Source organism: Allobosea sp. OK403, assembly GCF_900113835.1.
GTDB lineage: Bacteria > Pseudomonadota > Alphaproteobacteria > Rhizobiales > Beijerinckiaceae > Allobosea.
The window spans coordinates 157,924-172,060 of record NZ_FOQV01000004.1 but is presented as its reverse complement, the minus strand read 5'-3'; the positions used below and the strand labels follow the sequence as shown (position 1 = coordinate 172,060).

Annotated in this window: 14 protein-coding genes; 5 read left to right on the top strand and 9 right to left on the bottom strand. The window is 66.2% G+C overall.

Annotation, left to right across the window (positions count from 1 at the left end; all coding sequences use genetic code 11):
• The first annotated feature begins 25 nt into the window (after positions 1 to 25).
• The 4 genes from BMZ97_RS16910 to BMZ97_RS16895 all read left to right on the top strand — a co-directional run bounded on the left by BMZ97_RS16910 (position 26) and on the right by BMZ97_RS16895 (position 4,582).
• Positions 26 to 1,057, top strand: coding sequence for an ABC transporter permease (locus BMZ97_RS16910; protein ID WP_092171901.1), 1,032 nt, complete (start codon positions 26 to 28; stop codon positions 1,055 to 1,057).
• A 244-nt stretch (positions 1,058 to 1,301) separates the two neighbouring features.
• On the top strand, positions 1,302 to 2,150 hold the full coding sequence (locus BMZ97_RS16905) for an ABC transporter permease (protein WP_092171898.1): 849 nt from the start codon (positions 1,302 to 1,304) through the stop codon (positions 2,148 to 2,150).
• A 237-nt stretch (positions 2,151 to 2,387) separates the two neighbouring features.
• Positions 2,388 to 4,070 carry a nickel ABC transporter ATP-binding protein NikE gene (locus tag BMZ97_RS16900; protein WP_092172467.1) on the top strand — a complete coding sequence of 561 codons (1,683 nt, stop codon included), beginning with the start codon at positions 2,388 to 2,390 and terminating at the stop codon, positions 4,068 to 4,070.
• Between the two features lie 203 nt (positions 4,071 to 4,273).
• Entirely contained in the window at positions 4,274 to 4,582 is a 309-nt protein-coding gene (locus BMZ97_RS16895) for a hypothetical protein (protein ID WP_092171896.1), read from the top strand.
• 142 nt (positions 4,583 to 4,724) lie between these two features.
• Here BMZ97_RS16895 and BMZ97_RS16890 read toward each other — a convergent pair whose 3' ends face one another.
• The 9 genes from BMZ97_RS16890 to BMZ97_RS16850 all read right to left on the bottom strand — a co-directional run bounded on the left by BMZ97_RS16890 (position 4,725) and on the right by BMZ97_RS16850 (position 13,027).
• Entirely contained in the window at positions 4,725 to 5,072 is a 348-nt protein-coding gene (locus BMZ97_RS16890; protein WP_092171893.1) for a RidA family protein, read from the bottom strand.
• 25 nt (positions 5,073 to 5,097) lie between these two features.
• Positions 5,098 to 6,231 carry an NAD(P)/FAD-dependent oxidoreductase gene (locus tag BMZ97_RS16885; RefSeq protein ID WP_092171890.1) on the bottom strand — a complete coding sequence of 378 codons (1,134 nt, stop codon included), beginning with the start codon at positions 6,229 to 6,231 and terminating at the stop codon, positions 5,098 to 5,100.
• Entirely contained in the window at positions 6,228 to 7,685 is a 1,458-nt protein-coding gene (locus BMZ97_RS16880; protein ID WP_092171888.1) for an FAD-dependent oxidoreductase, read from the bottom strand. The genes BMZ97_RS16885 and BMZ97_RS16880 overlap by 4 nt, the downstream gene beginning before the upstream one ends.
• Positions 7,682 to 7,990 carry a (2Fe-2S)-binding protein gene (locus BMZ97_RS16875; protein ID WP_092171885.1) on the bottom strand — a complete coding sequence of 103 codons (309 nt, stop codon included), beginning with the start codon at positions 7,988 to 7,990 and terminating at the stop codon, positions 7,682 to 7,684. Before BMZ97_RS16875 ends, BMZ97_RS16880 begins: the two co-directional genes overlap by 4 nt.
• Positions 7,983 to 9,104: an NAD(P)/FAD-dependent oxidoreductase gene (locus BMZ97_RS16870; protein ID WP_092171882.1), complete on the bottom strand. Its 1,122-nt coding sequence runs from the start codon at positions 9,102 to 9,104 to the stop codon at positions 7,983 to 7,985. The genes BMZ97_RS16875 and BMZ97_RS16870 overlap by 8 nt, the downstream gene beginning before the upstream one ends.
• 6 nt (positions 9,105 to 9,110) lie before the next feature.
• On the bottom strand, positions 9,111 to 9,911 hold the full coding sequence (locus BMZ97_RS16865) for an ABC transporter permease (protein ID WP_092171879.1): 801 nt from the start codon (positions 9,909 to 9,911) through the stop codon (positions 9,111 to 9,113).
• Between the two features lie 13 nt (positions 9,912 to 9,924).
• Complete coding sequence (locus BMZ97_RS16860; protein ID WP_092171877.1) at positions 9,925 to 10,791, bottom strand: ABC transporter permease; 867 nt, start codon at positions 10,789 to 10,791, stop codon at positions 9,925 to 9,927.
• Positions 10,788 to 11,831 (bottom strand): ABC transporter ATP-binding protein, encoded by a 1,044-nt coding sequence (locus BMZ97_RS16855; RefSeq protein ID WP_092171874.1) that lies wholly within the window; start codon positions 11,829 to 11,831, stop codon positions 10,788 to 10,790. The genes BMZ97_RS16860 and BMZ97_RS16855 overlap by 4 nt, the downstream gene beginning before the upstream one ends.
• Positions 11,832 to 12,016: 185 nt before the next feature.
• Positions 12,017 to 13,027, bottom strand: a complete 1,011-nt coding sequence (locus BMZ97_RS16850) for an ABC transporter substrate-binding protein (protein WP_244546457.1) — start codon at positions 13,025 to 13,027, stop codon at positions 12,017 to 12,019.
• A 164-nt stretch (positions 13,028 to 13,191) separates the two neighbouring features.
• On the opposite strand from BMZ97_RS16850, the gene BMZ97_RS16845 reads away from it, so the two are divergent.
• Positions 13,192 to 14,136, top strand: a complete 945-nt coding sequence (locus BMZ97_RS16845; protein ID WP_092171869.1) for a LysR substrate-binding domain-containing protein — start codon at positions 13,192 to 13,194, stop codon at positions 14,134 to 14,136.
• Position 14,137 lies beyond the last annotated feature (1 nt).

The window sequence follows — 14,137 nt, the reverse complement described above, 5'->3', positions numbered from 1 at the left end:
CGGATGTGAGTGAGCAGAAATCGGAATGTCCCAGCTCTCCATCACGGCCAAGCGCGCGGGCTGGCGGTTCGCCTCGTCACTGCCGGCGCTGTTCGGCGTGCTCGTCTTCACCTTCCTGCTGATGCGGGTGCTGCCGGGCGATCCGGCGGTGTTCTTTGCCTCGGGCCCGACTGCGGGCAAGGAGGAGATCGAGACGATCCGCAAGCAGATGGGGCTCGACAAGCCCGTGCCCGAGCAGCTCCTGCGCTATCTCGGCGATATCGGCACGGGCAATCTCGGGCGCTCGCTGACCACGGGCCAGCCGGTGCTGAGCGATCTGAAGTCGCGGCTGCCGGCTTCGCTCGAGCTCACCTTCTCCGCGCTCCTGATCGCGCTGGTCACGGCGGTGCCGCTTGGCGTCGCGGCCGCGCTGAAGCAAGGTTCGGGCATCGACCATATCGTGCGCTTCATCTGCGCGCTCGGCGTCTGCGTGCCGACCTTCGTCTCCGGGCTGCTGCTGATCTATGTTTTCTACTACCTGCTCGGCTTCGCGCCCGATCCGACGGGACGGGTCGACATCTTCACCTCGCCGCCACCCTTGGTGACGGGCTTCCTGCTGATCGATTTCGCGCTGGCCGGCGATTGGGAAGGCTGGCGCGCGGCTGCAAGCCAGCTCGTGCTGCCGGCCTTCACCATGGCGCTCTTCGTGGTCGCGCCGCTGGCGCGGATCACGCGTGCGGCGATGCTGGCCTCGCTCGGCAGCGATTTCCTCCGAACCGCGCGTTCGCTTGGCCTGTCGCGGCGCAAGGTCATCGTCACCTACGCCTTGCGGAACGCGCTTTTGCCGGTGCTGACCATCGCGGGCATCGTGTTCTCGACCATGCTGGGGGCGAATGTGCTGGTCGAGAAGGTGTTCTCCTGGCCGGGCGTCGCCTCCTATGCGCTGGACGCGCTGCTCTCCTCGGACTACGCGCCGGTACAAGGTTTCGTGCTGCTGATGGCGTCGATCTTCGTCCTGGTGAACCTGACGGTGGATGTGCTCTACGGCATCGCCGATCCGAGGGTGTCGGTCGAATGATGGCTTGCACCCACACCCGTCTTTCCGGGGCGCGCCGAAGGTGCGAGCCCGGAACCCACGACCGGGTGTGTCGCAGCTCCCCGTCATTGCGAGGAGCGTCAGCGACGAAGCAATCCAGGGGCGGCAGCGCTCGACGTCCCCCTGGATTGCTTCGCTGCGCTCGCAATGACGGAATAGCCTCACCCGGTCGTGGGTTCCGGGCTCGCGCCTTCGGCGCGCCCCGGAATGACGGAGGAGCGAACCTATGACCTCCGCGACCCTGCGCCACACCGTCTGGATCCTGCGCGGCAACCCGGTCACGGCTTTCGCGGCGGCCGGCGCATTTGCGCTCTGCGTGCTCGCCGTCATCGGGCCGTGGATCGTGCCTTATGATCCGGTCGCCTCTGACGTGCCCAACGCCCTGTTGCCGCCGAGCGCGAAATACTGGGCCGGCACCGACCAGCTCGGCCGCGACGTCTTCAGCCGCTTGATCGTGGCGGCGGGGCTGGATCTCGCGATCGCAGCTTCGGCGGTGACGCTCTCCTTCGTCATCGGGGCGGTCATCGGGGCGCTCTGCGGCTATGCCGGAGGGCGGCTCGATCGCTATGTCGGGCGCTTCGTCGATGTGCTGATGGCGTTTCCACTGTTCGTGCTCGCCATGGCGATGGTGGCGGCGCTGGGCAACCGGGTCGAGAACATCGTCATCGCGACCGCGATCATCAACTTGCCTTTCTATATCCGCTTCGCCCGTGCCGAGGTGAATGTTCGGCGCAATGCCGGCTGGGTCGAGGCGGCGCGCGCCTGCGGCGACAGCCATGTCTCGGTCGTGCTGCGCTTTCTCTTGCCCAATGTGCTGCCGGCAATGGCGGTGCAGGTCTCGCTCAATCTCGGCTGGGCGATCCTGAACGCGGCGGGGCTTTCCTTCATCGGGCTCGGCGTCTCCGCGCCGACGCCGGAATGGGGCATCATGGTCGCGGAGGGCGCACGCTTCATCTCGACCGGGAAATGGTGGCTCGTCGCGTTTCCAGGGCTGGCGCTGATGCTGACCGTGCTCTGCTTCAACCTGCTGGGCGACGGGTTGCGCGACATCCTCGACCCGCGCATGCGGACGTGAACATGATCTCATGCAGGAACCTCTCCGTCATTCCGGGGCGGCCCGAAGGGTCGAGCCCGGAACCCAGAACCTCAGGTCTCGAACGGGAATGACGGGACGTGCTTCGCCTCTTGTTCATCCGTCATCGGTTCTGGGTTCCGGGCTCATCGCGGAGTTTATCCTTGGGCCGACCAAAGGTCGGACCCGAGAGCGATGCCCCGGAATGACGAAGAGGTTCCGAGCTCCGGGCGCGAGACGATGGTGACGGCGACTGCAAGCGAGCCCTTGCTCGCCATCGACGATCTGCATGTGCGTTTCTCGACCCGTAGCGGAACCGTTGAGGCTGTGCGCGGCGTCAGCCTCTCCGTTGCCGCCGGCGAGACGCTGGGCATCGTCGGCGAGAGCGGCTCGGGCAAATCGGTGACGGCGTTCGCGATCACGCGATTGCTCGACGCGGCCGGTCGCATCTCGCAAGGCAGCATCCGCTTCAAGGGGCAGGACATCAGCAAGGCCTCGTCGAAGCAATTGCGCTCCCTGCATGGCGCGGCGATTTCGATGATCTTCCAGAACCCGCGCGGCGCGCTGAACCCGATCCGCAGCGTTGGCCGGCAGATCGCGGATGCGATCATGGCGCATGAGCCCATCTCGGCGAGCGAGGGGCGGGCGCGGGCGCTCGACCTGCTCAAGGCGGTGTTGATCCGCGATCCGGAAAAGCGGCTCGACGCCTACCCGCATGAGCTCTCGGGCGGCATGTGCCAGCGCGTGATGATCGCGATGGCGATCGCCTGCGAGCCGGCCCTGCTGATCGCCGACGAGCCGACGACGGGGCTCGACGTCACCACGCAGAAGACGGTGATGGACCTCGTCGCCCGCATCACGGCCGAGCGTGGCATGGCGATGATCCTGATCACGCATGATCTCGGACTCGCCTCGCGCTATTGCCAGCGCGCCGTGGTGATGGAGCGGGGCCAGGTCGTCGAACAGGCCGCGCCCGCGACGCTCTTCAGCGCGCCGCAGCACCCCTACACCAAGCGCCTCGTCGCCGCCTCGCCGACCGCGACCTCGACGATCGCCGATCTGGCGCCGGAAGGCGCCAGTGCCGTGCCGGCCGTCGAACTCTTCCGCCCCAAGCCCGCCCCCGGCACGCCGCTGCTGCTCGAAGTCCAGAAACTGGTGAAGCGCTATGATGGCGGCGTCACGGCGGTCGACGACGTCTCCTTCAGCATTGCGGCCGGCGAAAGTCTGGGCCTGGTCGGGGAATCGGGCTCGGGCAAGAGCACGATCTCGCGCATGATCTGCCGATTGATCGACCCGAGCGAAGGCGAGATCCTGTTCGATGGCCGTGCGATCGGTTCGCTGCCGGCGCGCGATTTCCATCGCAGCGAATTCCGCAGGGATATCCAGATCGTCTTTCAGGATCCGACCGACAGCCTCAATCCGCGCTTCAACGCCTTCGATTGCATTGCCCATCCGTTGCGCCGCCTGCTCGGCATGAAGAATGGGTCAGCGCTGACGGGGCGAGTCAGCGAATGCGCCGAGCGCGCCGGTTTGCCGAGCGAATTGCTGGAGCGCCTTCCGCACCAGCTCTCCGGCGGCCAGAAGGCGCGCGTCGGCATCGCGCGCGCCATCGCCTGCCGGCCGCGCCTGCTTGTGCTCGACGAGCCGACGGCGGCGCTCGATGTCTCGGTCCAGGCGGTGATCCTGCAATTGCTCGACCGTTTGCGCCGTGAGGACGGGCTGGCGCTGCTCTTCGTCAGCCATGACCTCAACGTGGTCAGGATGATGTGCGAGCGCACTGTCGTGCTGCAGAACGGGCGTGTGGTCGAACAGGGCGAAAGCCGCACCTTGTTCAGCGCGCCTGCAACCGCCTATGCGCGCGAATTGCTCGATGCGGTGCTTCATCTCGGCGGCCCGACGGCGCGAATGCCTGAGCCTGCCTGAAGCAGGCGGTTGGCTTTCTCGCGGCCGGGCCTTGAAAATACGGCAATAGCGGGGATCATGGCGGCGGGGGCGTTGCGCGCCCTTGTTTTAGAGCAATGTCCGGCCCAGCTGGATCGGACGTTGCCCTCGTCTTTTGTTTTAACGCGTTTTCTTCGCGCGAACCGGTGCCCACTTCGCTCAAAAACGCTCTAAGGATAGGCCCGATGCTGCGTTCCCTTCTGTTTTTGCCCCTGCTCGCGCTTTCGGCCTGCGTGATCCCGAACTCGCGCTCGAATACGGTGGTCGTCACCGATACCAAGAGCGTCGTCGAGAACTGCAAGAAGCTCGGCGAGCTTGAAGGCGCATCGCCATTGGGCAAGGTGCTGCTCAGGGATCAGGCGCGCGATGCGGCCTTGGCGCGGTTGAAGGCCGGCGGCGCGGAATTGGGCGCGACCCATGTCGAATCCTCCGTCGCCGACATCAAGTGGAAAGGCCCGAGCACGGCGGGCACTGCATATAAATGCGGTACTTAGAGCAATTGTTTTGACGCGTTTTCTTCACGCGAGCCGGTGCCCAGCTCGCTCGAAAACGCTTTCGGGAAAAGACGCCCCCGCCCGGAGGCGGAGGCGCGTGGTTAGAAGTTTCTGGCTCCGTCGCTGAGGTCTTGTCGGTCGATCAGCCCTTGGCGGCGGTGACCACGACCTCGATCAGCGTGGTGCCGCCGAGATCGGCGACGCCGACGGTGGCGCGGGTCGGCAGGCCTTCGCCGAAGAAAGCGGTCCAGACCGGGTCCATCTCCTTCTTCATCGACAGGTCCGTGACGAAGATCGTCGCGGCGACGATCGCTGTCCGGTCGAGGCCGACCTCGCCGAGATAGCCCTCGATCTTGGTCAGGATGTTCTGGGTCTGCGGTCCCATCGATTGGGTCGTGTCATCGGCGGTGGTGCCGCCGACGAAGACCAAGCCACCGGTCTGGACGACGCGGTTCTGGATCGGCGTGCGGATGGAACGGGTGATCGTCATGGTCTTTCTCCGGGTTGAAAAGAGGTCAGTGGGGGGCTGAGGCTGTGAAGCGGGCAATGTCGAGCCCGTCGATGGGCACGTTGCTGTGGCCGGTCGCGATGATTTCGGCCATCACGGCGCCGGCGCCCGGCCCGAGCTGGAAGCCATGGGCTGAGAAGCCGAACTGGTGGTAGACGCCCTCATGCTTGGCGCTGGGCCCAAAGCAGGGCAGATCGTCGGGCATGCGCGCCTCGATCCCGGCCCAGGCGCGCAGGATCGGCGCTCCGCGCATGATCGGGAACAGGTCCCAGACCGTCTTCGCATTGGTCGCGAGCTTGCCCCAGTCGAGGATCGTCCTGTTCTCATCGCGGATGGCGCGGCCGAGATAGCCGCCGCCGATCAGGACGGTGCCGTTGCCGAATTGCTTGAAGGAGAGCTTTCGGCCGCGCAGGATCACGACCGGCTTGATGAAGGCCGGCATCGGTGCAGTGATCATCAGCATCGGTGCGATCACCTCCAGCGGCACGGGCTCACCGAGATCGGCGGCGATGCGGTCGGCCCAGGCGCCGGCGGCGTTGACGATGCGGGGGCTGAGGAAATCGCCGGCATCGGTGACGACGCGCCAGTTTGCGCCGTCGCGCTCGACTTTCGTGACCTTGACGCCTTCGCGGATCGTCGCGCCCATTTCGGAGGCCTTGCGCTTGAAGGCCTGCGTCGCGCGCAGCGGAATGGCGGCACCGTCGCGGCGTGAGATCACGCCGCCGGGGCAGGTTTCGGAGACGGCCGGGACGATCTCGCGCAGCTCCCTGGCGTCGATCATTTCCTCATGATGGAAGCCGCGCAGGTTGAGATCCTCGACGCGGGCGCGGCAACCGGCGAGATCGGCCTCGTTTTCCGCGACCAGCACCTGGCCGTCCGAGGTGAAGCCGCAATCATCGTCGACGAGCTCGGCGATCCCATGCCAGATCGCCATGGAGGTGTTGGAGAGCGGGATCTCCGCGACATGGCGCGCGAGCTGGCGCACGCCGCCGGCATTGACGCCCGAGGCATGGCGGCCGGCATGGTCCTTCTCGATCAGGATGACCGAGAGGCCACGCAAGGCGCAGTGCAGCGCGGTCGAGCAGCCATGGATGCCGCCGCCGATGACGATGACATCCGCGCTGCGGCGCTCTGCGCTCACCGAACCACCGCTTTGACGGCCGCCTCGCTCTGCGGCAGCGAGGCGAGCTCGGCCAGCGTCACCGGCTTCACCGGCGGGCGCAGGCGGTAATAGCCGACCTCGGCGGGAGTCGTGCCGCGCGTCTCGGCGATCAGCTCGACCACGGTCGGCCCGCAAAGCCGCCCCTGACAGGGACCCATGCCGCAGCGCAGGAAGGCCTTCATCTGATTGGGACCGGTGACGCCGAGACGCTTGGCGGCATCGCGCACCTGCCCGGCCGTGACCTCCTCGCAGCGGCAGATGATGGTGTCGTCCACGATTGGTGCGAGGAATTGCGCGGCCGGCTTGTAGAGCAGGTCGAGAAAGCGGCGGCCGCGCAGTGTGCGCGAGAGGGCGGCGCGGACCGGGGCTGCGTGATCGTCTCGTTCCGGGATGGTGATGCGGCCAAGCCGCCTGGCTGTGTCGAGTGCTGCGATCTCGCCACGCAGCGCCGCGCTCTCGGCCCCGCCGATGCCGGCGCCGTCGCCGGCGATCGCGATGCCTGGGACGGACGAGGCGAGCCAATCGTCGATTTGCGGCACCCAGCAATGCTGGACCGGATCGAAATCATGCGCGCAGCCGGCGGCATTGGAGAGGTTGACGCTCGGAATGACGCCCTGATGCAGCAAGAGCGTGTCGCAGGCGATGCTCTGCGAGGCGCCGCCGCGCTCGAAGCGGATGGCGGAGAGCTGGCCGGAGCCTTCAACCGTGAGGCTGGTGACGCCGCCGAGGAAGCGCAGGCTGCGGCGCGCCTTCACCATCAGCCTGAGCCCCTTGGCGAGATAGGGTGAGCGCAGAAAGTCCGGCAGCGCACCGAGTGCGGCCGGCCAGTTGCGCCGGGGCGTGGTGTCGAGGACGGCGACGATCTCGGCGCCGGCAGCGGCGAGCTGACCCGCCAGGAGATAGAGCAACGGCCCGCAGCCGGCGATCACGGTGCGGCCCTTGGGGACGATCGCCGAACTCTTCAGCGCGATCTGCGCCGCGCCGGCCGTCATCACGCCGGGCAAGGTCCAGCCCGGAATCGGGAAGGGCCGCTCCTGCGCGCCGGTTGCCAGGATGACCTGTCCGGCAGTGATCAGCCGGGCGCGGCCATCGAGGGAGAGGCCGATTTCGAATGAGGATCCATCCGACTCCACATCGGGAGCGATCGACCAGACGGTGCAGCGCGCGGCATAGGCGGCTGCCGAACGTTTGAGGCGGGCGACGATGTCCAGGCCGCGCCAATAGTCCTGGCCGAGCACGGCGCGGTCCGAGACCGGCGTCGTCGTGATCGAACGGTAGATCTGGCCGCCCGGCGCCGGGTTCTCGTCGACGAGCAGCACGGAAAGCCCGAGCTCGCTCGCGCGTGCCGCGGCCGAGAGGCCGGCGGGGCCGGCGCCGACGACGGCGAGGTCGTAATGCTCGGCGAGTTGGCCGATTTCGGTGAGGGGCTTCATCCTTGCGTTTCCTCGGGCTGACGCCGGCCATGCTGGGTTTCGATCGTCATGCCGTCGCGCAGCGGCACCATGCAGCCTTGCCGGTTGCCGACGCCGTCGATGACCACGAGGCATTCGAAGCAGACGCCCATCAGGCAATAGGGCGCGCGCGGCGCGCCGGAGACTGGGGTCTCGCGGCAGATCGTGACGCCGTTCGCCAGCAGGGAGGCCGCGACCGTGTCACCGTCGCGGCCAATCAGCGGGCGGCCGTCGAAGCTGAAGCTGAGCGTGGCGGCGCTCTTGGCGTCCGACATGGGCCTAAACATGGAACCTCCGTGCGGAAAAGCTCGCGACCGCATCCGGCAGCACGCCGGAGAGAATGGCGGGGGCGAGCGTCAGGACATGGTTGGCGGCCAGCGTCACGCCGGAATGGCAGGTGACGACGAAGGCGCCCGGGCAGCTCTGCGACTGGTCGTAGATCGGGAAGCCGTCAGGGCTCATCACGCGCAGCGCCGACCAGGTCCTGACTACATTGAGCCCGGCAAGGCGTGGGAACATCCTGACCGCGCGCTCGGCCATGACCGAGAGAATCGGCTGGCCGACGACGGTGTCGAAGCCGCGATCCTCCTGGCTGTCGCCGATCATGACGCCGCCCTCATCGGTCTGGCGGACCGTCACCATTGGGTTGTGCAGGAAGGGCGCGGTCTTCTCGGTGACGATGATCTGGCCCTTGCTCGGCTTCACCGGCGCGTCGAGGCCGACCATGGGCGCGAGCCGAGCATTGCCGAGGCCGGCTGCGAGCACGACCTTGGCCGTAGCGATCTCGCCCCAGGGGCCATTGATGCGAAAGCCGCCATCACGCGGCGTGATGCTCTCGACCGGGCAGTTCGGTCGATAATCGACGCCGCGACGCACCGTCGCCTCGCGCAGCGCCCGGAACAGCTTGAGCGAGTTCACATGACCGTCGAGCGGGGAATAGATCGCGCCGACCACGTCCTTGCCGATATCGGGCAGACGCCGTTTCGTCTCGGCGTGGTCGAGGACTTCATAGGGGAAGTCGGTCAGCGTGGTTTGATTGTGCAGGCGATGCATCGCATCGACGCGCTTCCCGAGTTCGTCCTGCGACAGGCAGAGCATGAAGCCGCCGGGTTGGCTGTGGGCGACGTCGATACCGGTCTCTTCACCGAGGATGTTGGCAAGCCCGTGCCAGTCATCGGCCGAACGGCGCGACCACATCGCGTATTCCGGCATGCCGAAGCCTTTCGACTGCACCCAGACCAGCGCGAAATTGCCGCGCGAAGCCCGAAACGCCGCGTCGCCCTCGTCGAGGACGGTGACGCGCGCGCCGCTGCGGGCGAGCCCCAGCGCGATCGCGCCGCCGACCACGCCGCCGCCGATGACGACGACGTCAGGTTCCGTGTGATTGCTCTTGGACGACACGTGGGTTCAGCCTTTTCCGGTTCCGACGAACAGCCGGTCGAGCCCGAAAAGCCTGTCGAGCGCGATCAGGAGACCGGCGGTGAGGGCGATCAGGCAGGCCGAGACGGCTGCGATGAGAGGATCGATATTGTCCTGGATGTAGAGGAACATCCGGACGGGCAAGGTCACGGTCGCGGGCGAGGCGATGAAGACGGTCATCGTCACCTCGTCGAAGGAGTTGATCGCGGCCAGCAGCCAGCCCGAGACCACGCCGGGCAGGATCAAGGGCAGCGTCACCCTGCGGAACACTGTGGCATGGCCGGCGCCGAGCGAGATCGCCGCATGCTCGATGCGCTGGTCGATGCCATAGGAGGCGGCGAGCACAAGCCGGAGCGCGAAGGGCAGCACCACGATGATGTGGCTGAGCACCAGGCCGAGGAAGGTGCCGGACAGTCCGATCTGGGTGAAGAAGCGCAGGAAAGCGATGCCGAGCACGACATGGGGCACCATCAGGGGCGACATGAACAGCGTGGTCAGAGCCTCGCGCCCGGGAAAGCGGTGGCGGGCGATGGCGAGCGCGGCGGGCACGGCGAGCATGATCGCGACCGTCGAGGACAGGGCCGCGAGCCAAAGCGAGTCGCGGAAGGCGCGGATGAATTCGGGATAGTCGAAGATCGCCTTGAACCAGCGCAGGCTCGGGCCGCGCGTCGGCAGCGAGAGGTAGCCCTCCGGCGTGAAGGCGACGACGCAGACGATCAGCAGCGGCGCCAGCATGAAGATGACGAAAAGCGCGTGGAAGCAGAGCGCGAGCGGGCTGTTTTTCCTCATTTGAACATCCTGCTCATTCGAACACCTGTGCGTAGCGGCGTTCGATCAGCCGGTTGGAGCCGACGGTGATGGCGACGAGGGCTGCAAGCAGCAGCACCGCGACGGCCGCGCCGAGCGGCCAGTTCAACGTGTTCAGGAACTCGTCATAGGCAAGCGTGGAGGCGACCTTGAGCCGCCTTCCGCCGATGATCGCGGGCGAGGCGAAGGCGCTCGCCGCCAGCGCGAAGACGATGATGCCGCCAGACAGCATGCCCGGCACGATCTGCGGCAGGATCACGCGCCGCCAGATCGTCAGCCGGCCTGCTCCGAGCGAGAGCGCGGCATTCTCGATCTGCGGGTCGAGCCGCTGCAGCGAGGCCCAGACCGCGAGGATCATGAAAGGGATGAGGACGTGGATCAGCGCCACGACCACGCCCGTTTCAGTGAACATGAATTCGAGCGGAGCGCGGATCAGCCCCGCCGCCATCAGTCCTTGGTTGACGAGGCCGGTCGAGCCCAAGAGCAGCGCCCAGCCGAGCGTGCGCGCCACGACCGAGACCAGGAGCGGCCCGATGATGGCGAGTAGGCAGATGCCGCGCCAGGCCGGCGACATGCGGTTGAGAATATAGGCCTCCGGCACGCCGATCAGCATGCAAAACAGCGTCACCAGCACGGCAATCCGGAAGGTGCGCAGGAAGATCTCGAAGAAATAGGAATCGGTGAAGATCTCGTGGAAGTTCTTCAGCGTGAACTCCGGCACGATGCCCTTGTACTGGCCCCAATCGTAGAAGGAGAGCAGCACGGTCATCGCCAGGGGAATGACGACCAGGCCGAGGAAGACGAGCAGCGCCGGTCCCGTCAGCCAATAGGGTGTGGCGCGTTGCGAGAGGGCGCGATTCATCTCGCATCCCCCGGCGCAAGCAGCGCGGCGTCCGAGGGGGCGAAGCTCAGCGTCACGGTCTCGCCCTCGGCCGGGACGGGCTGGCCGTCATTATGGCGCATCAGGATGAGCGGGCCGGCTGCGCTGTCGGCCGTCAGCAGCCAATGCGCGCCCTGGAAGACCCGGCTCGTCACGCGCACCTCGAAGCCGGACGCGCCTGCTGCAGCCAGGCTGAGCCGCTCTGGCCGGACGGCGAGCTGGACCGGGCCTGCGCCCGCACCTGCGATCGGCAGCGAGAAGGCGCCGATGCTGACCGCGCCGCTGCCATCGCCCGTGCCACGCAGCACATTGGTCTTGCCGAGGAAGCTCGCAACGAAGGCGCTGGCAGGCTTGCCATAGACGGCGTCGGGTGCACCGATCTGCTCGACGCGGCCCTGGTTCATCAGCACGATCCGGTCCGATAGCGCCATCGCCTCGTGCTGGTCATGAGTAACGAGGATCGTCGTTGTGCCGATCGAGCGCTGGATCTGGCGCAATTCGCTCTGCATCTCCTCGCGCAGCTTGGCGTCGAGATTGGAGAGCGGCTCGTCGAGCAGGAGCAGGGCCGGCTTGATCACCAGAGCGCGGGCGAGTGCGACGCGCTGCTGCTGACCGCCCGACATGCGCCTGGGATAGCGATCAGCGAAGCCCTTCAGCCCGACCAGCGCCATCGCCTCCAGGGTGCGCGTCTCGCGCTCGGCCTTGTCGATCCCGCGCATCTCGAGTCCGAAGGCGATGTTCTGCGCCACCGTCATATGCGGGAACAGCGCATAGCTCTGGAAGACGATGCCGAGCCCGCGCTTGTTGGGCGGCACGGCAACGAGATCGCCGCCATCGAGCAGGATGCGGCCCCGGTCGACGGGCACGAAGCCGGCGATCATCTGCAAGGTCGTGGTCTTGCCGCAGCCGGAGGGGCCGAGCAGCGAGACGAACTCTCCGCGCTCGACCGAAAGGTCGAGCCCTTCGACGGCGACGGCGCTGCCGTAGGACTTGCCCAGCCCTTCGAGAACGAGATGCGACATTGGGTTCACTGACGTTTCAGAAAAGACTGGGGGAACTTTGCCGTCATCCCGAGCTTGACCCGGGATCCATACCGGAACGGTTCAGGCATGGATCCCGGATCTTCGCGGAGTCTATCCTTGGGCCGATCGAAGATCGGACCCGAGGGCTACGTCCGGGATGACGGAGAGGTTCAAGGGAGGGCGTGTTACCGCTCAACCTCGCGGTTCCAGCGCTTGGTCCATTCCTCGCGCTTGGCGTTGGCTATGTCCCAGTCGACCGCCTTGAGCTTCTTCACGTCCTCGCCATAGGGCAGGCCCTTCTGCTCCTCGGTTGTCAGCGTCACCGTGGTGTTGGCCGGGCCGAAGCCGGCTCCGGTCGCCATCACTTTCTGGATCGGCGGCGAGAGCATGAACTGGATGAAGGCGTTGGCCTCGGCCGCGTTCTTGGAGCCCTCGATCGGGCAGGCGGCAACGCCGAGCGCATAGCCGCCTTCCTTGGGATAGACGAACTCGACCGGGAAGCCGGTGTCGGCGAAGGCCTTGACGCGGCCCGAACCCCAGACGCCGAGCACGGCCTGCCCGTTCTGAAAGAGTTCGGTCATCTTCGCCGGCGAGGGCTCATAGGCGACGATGTTGGGGTTGATCTCGTCCTTGAAGGATTTGAAGCCGGGCTCGATGTTGCTCTCGCTGCCGCCGCCGAGCTGCGCGAAGGCGATGAGAGCGTGCAGGCCGTAGGTGTTGTTGATCGGTGGGACCACGATCTTCTTGCCATAGGTCTTGGCCTTGAGATCGTTCCAGGAGGTTGGCGCCGGCCACTTGTTCTCGTCGAAAATCTTCTTGTTGTAGAAAAGGCCGGTGCCGACGAGGCCGAGCCCCACGCCCTTGTTCGACTTGAACTTCATCACCGGCGCGACGTCCTTGTAGACGGGGCCGTCAGTCAGCGTGCCGCAGAAGCCGAGTGCCACAGCCTGATAGGCCGGGCCGTCATCGACGATGGCGACGTCGATCTGCTGGTTGCCTTTCTGCGCCTGCAGCTTGGCCAGCGTGTCGGTGGAGTTGCCGGCGACGTATTCGATCTTGACGTTGGCCTGCTTCTCGAAGGCCGGAATGACCTCCTTGCGCATCGTCTGCTCATAGGAGCCGCCATAGCCGGCGACGAACAGCGTCTTCTGCTGTGCCAGGGCCGCGCCGGCCGTGCCGAGCGCCGTCGTGGTCATCAACAGTCCTACCCAAGCGAATTTCATAGATGGGAATTTCATAGACCCCTCCTCATTTTTTGAGTGATGGCGGGAGGGTCTGCGACAGTTTCGACTTGGTCAAATCGAATGATTCGTTCAATCCATGCCGAAATGTTATGGTCTGTGGAGGGCTGGATCGTCACATGCTAAATCCGCGCCAGATCGAGGCTTTCCGCACCGTGATCGTCACCGGCGGCGTGACCGCGGCGTCGCGCGCGCTCCACATCACCCAGCCGGCGGTGACGCGGTTGATCCATGATCTGCAATATGCGCTCGGCCTGCGCCTGTTCGAGCGGCGCGGCACGCGCCTGGTCCCGACCAATGAGGCGCTCTCGCTCTATCGTGAGGTCGAGCGCCAGTTCGTCGGCCTGGAGCGTATCGAGAGCGCGGCGAAGAACCTGCGCGAAGGCCGCTCCGGGCGGCTGCGGATCGCGGCGCTGCCGACCTTCAATGTCGGATTCCTGCAGCGTATCGTCGGCGTTTTCCTCAAGGAAAAACCCGAAATCGAGCTCTCCATCTATGGCGGCATTTCGTCACAGGTCGTCGAGTGGGTCGCGAGCGGTTTCTGCGATATCGGCTTTGCACAGGGGCCGCTCGACTTCCCCAATATCGACGTCGAATGGCTGCCGCTGGTACAGAGCGTGGCGGTCATTCCGGCGGGTCACAGGCTGGCGGCGAAGGCTGTGCTGGGGCCGCGGGATTTCGTCGACGAACCCTTCGTCTCGCTCGAACAATCGACACAGACGCGCTATCGGATCGACGCGATATTCGCGACCGCGGGTGTCACCCGTTTGACGCGGGTCGAGACGCCTCTGTCGATGATCGCGTGTTCGCTGGTGGCGGCCGGTGCTGGGCTCTCGATCGTCGATCCGTTCACTGCAGCCGAGTATGATGGACGCGGTATCGTCGTGCGCCCTTTCGCGCCGGCGTTGAAATACGATATCGGCGTGGTCTGGGCGACCGGGCGCTTGCGTTCGGCGCTGGCGCTGGATCTCGCCGACAAGGTCCGCACGGCGATCGCCGAGCTCGCGCGCGATGCCGATGCCGGTTTCGCGGGACCGCCGCCCTTGGGCTTGCCTGCGTCCTGAC

What these genes read in the sequence shown, in the direction of transcription:
- BMZ97_RS16875 (WP_092171885.1), bottom strand. Translation starts at nt 7,990, where the DNA reads ATGTTTAGGCCCATGTCGGACGCCAAGAGCGCCGCCACGCTCAGCTTC.
- BMZ97_RS16850 (WP_244546457.1), bottom strand. Translation starts at nt 13,027, where the DNA reads ATGACCACGACGGCGCTCGGCACGGCCGGCGCGGCCCTGGCACAGCAG.
- BMZ97_RS16865 (WP_092171879.1), bottom strand. Translation starts at nt 9,911, where the DNA reads ATGAGGAAAAACAGCCCGCTCGCGCTCTGCTTCCACGCGCTTTTCGTC.
- BMZ97_RS16910 (WP_092171901.1), top strand. Translation starts at nt 26, where the DNA reads ATGTCCCAGCTCTCCATCACGGCCAAGCGCGCGGGCTGGCGGTTCGCC.
- BMZ97_RS16845 (WP_092171869.1), top strand. Translation starts at nt 13,192, where the DNA reads ATGCTAAATCCGCGCCAGATCGAGGCTTTCCGCACCGTGATCGTCACC.
- BMZ97_RS16900 (WP_092172467.1), top strand. Translation starts at nt 2,388, where the DNA reads ATGGTGACGGCGACTGCAAGCGAGCCCTTGCTCGCCATCGACGATCTG.
- BMZ97_RS16895 (WP_092171896.1), top strand. Translation starts at nt 4,274, where the DNA reads ATGCTGCGTTCCCTTCTGTTTTTGCCCCTGCTCGCGCTTTCGGCCTGC.
- BMZ97_RS16855 (WP_092171874.1), bottom strand. Translation starts at nt 11,831, where the DNA reads ATGTCGCATCTCGTTCTCGAAGGGCTGGGCAAGTCCTACGGCAGCGCC.
- BMZ97_RS16905 (WP_092171898.1), top strand. Translation starts at nt 1,302, where the DNA reads ATGACCTCCGCGACCCTGCGCCACACCGTCTGGATCCTGCGCGGCAAC.
- BMZ97_RS16880 (WP_092171888.1), bottom strand. Translation starts at nt 7,685, where the DNA reads ATGAAGCCCCTCACCGAAATCGGCCAACTCGCCGAGCATTACGACCTC.
- BMZ97_RS16890 (WP_092171893.1), bottom strand. Translation starts at nt 5,072, where the DNA reads ATGACGATCACCCGTTCCATCCGCACGCCGATCCAGAACCGCGTCGTC.
- BMZ97_RS16860 (WP_092171877.1), bottom strand. Translation starts at nt 10,791, where the DNA reads ATGAATCGCGCCCTCTCGCAACGCGCCACACCCTATTGGCTGACGGGA.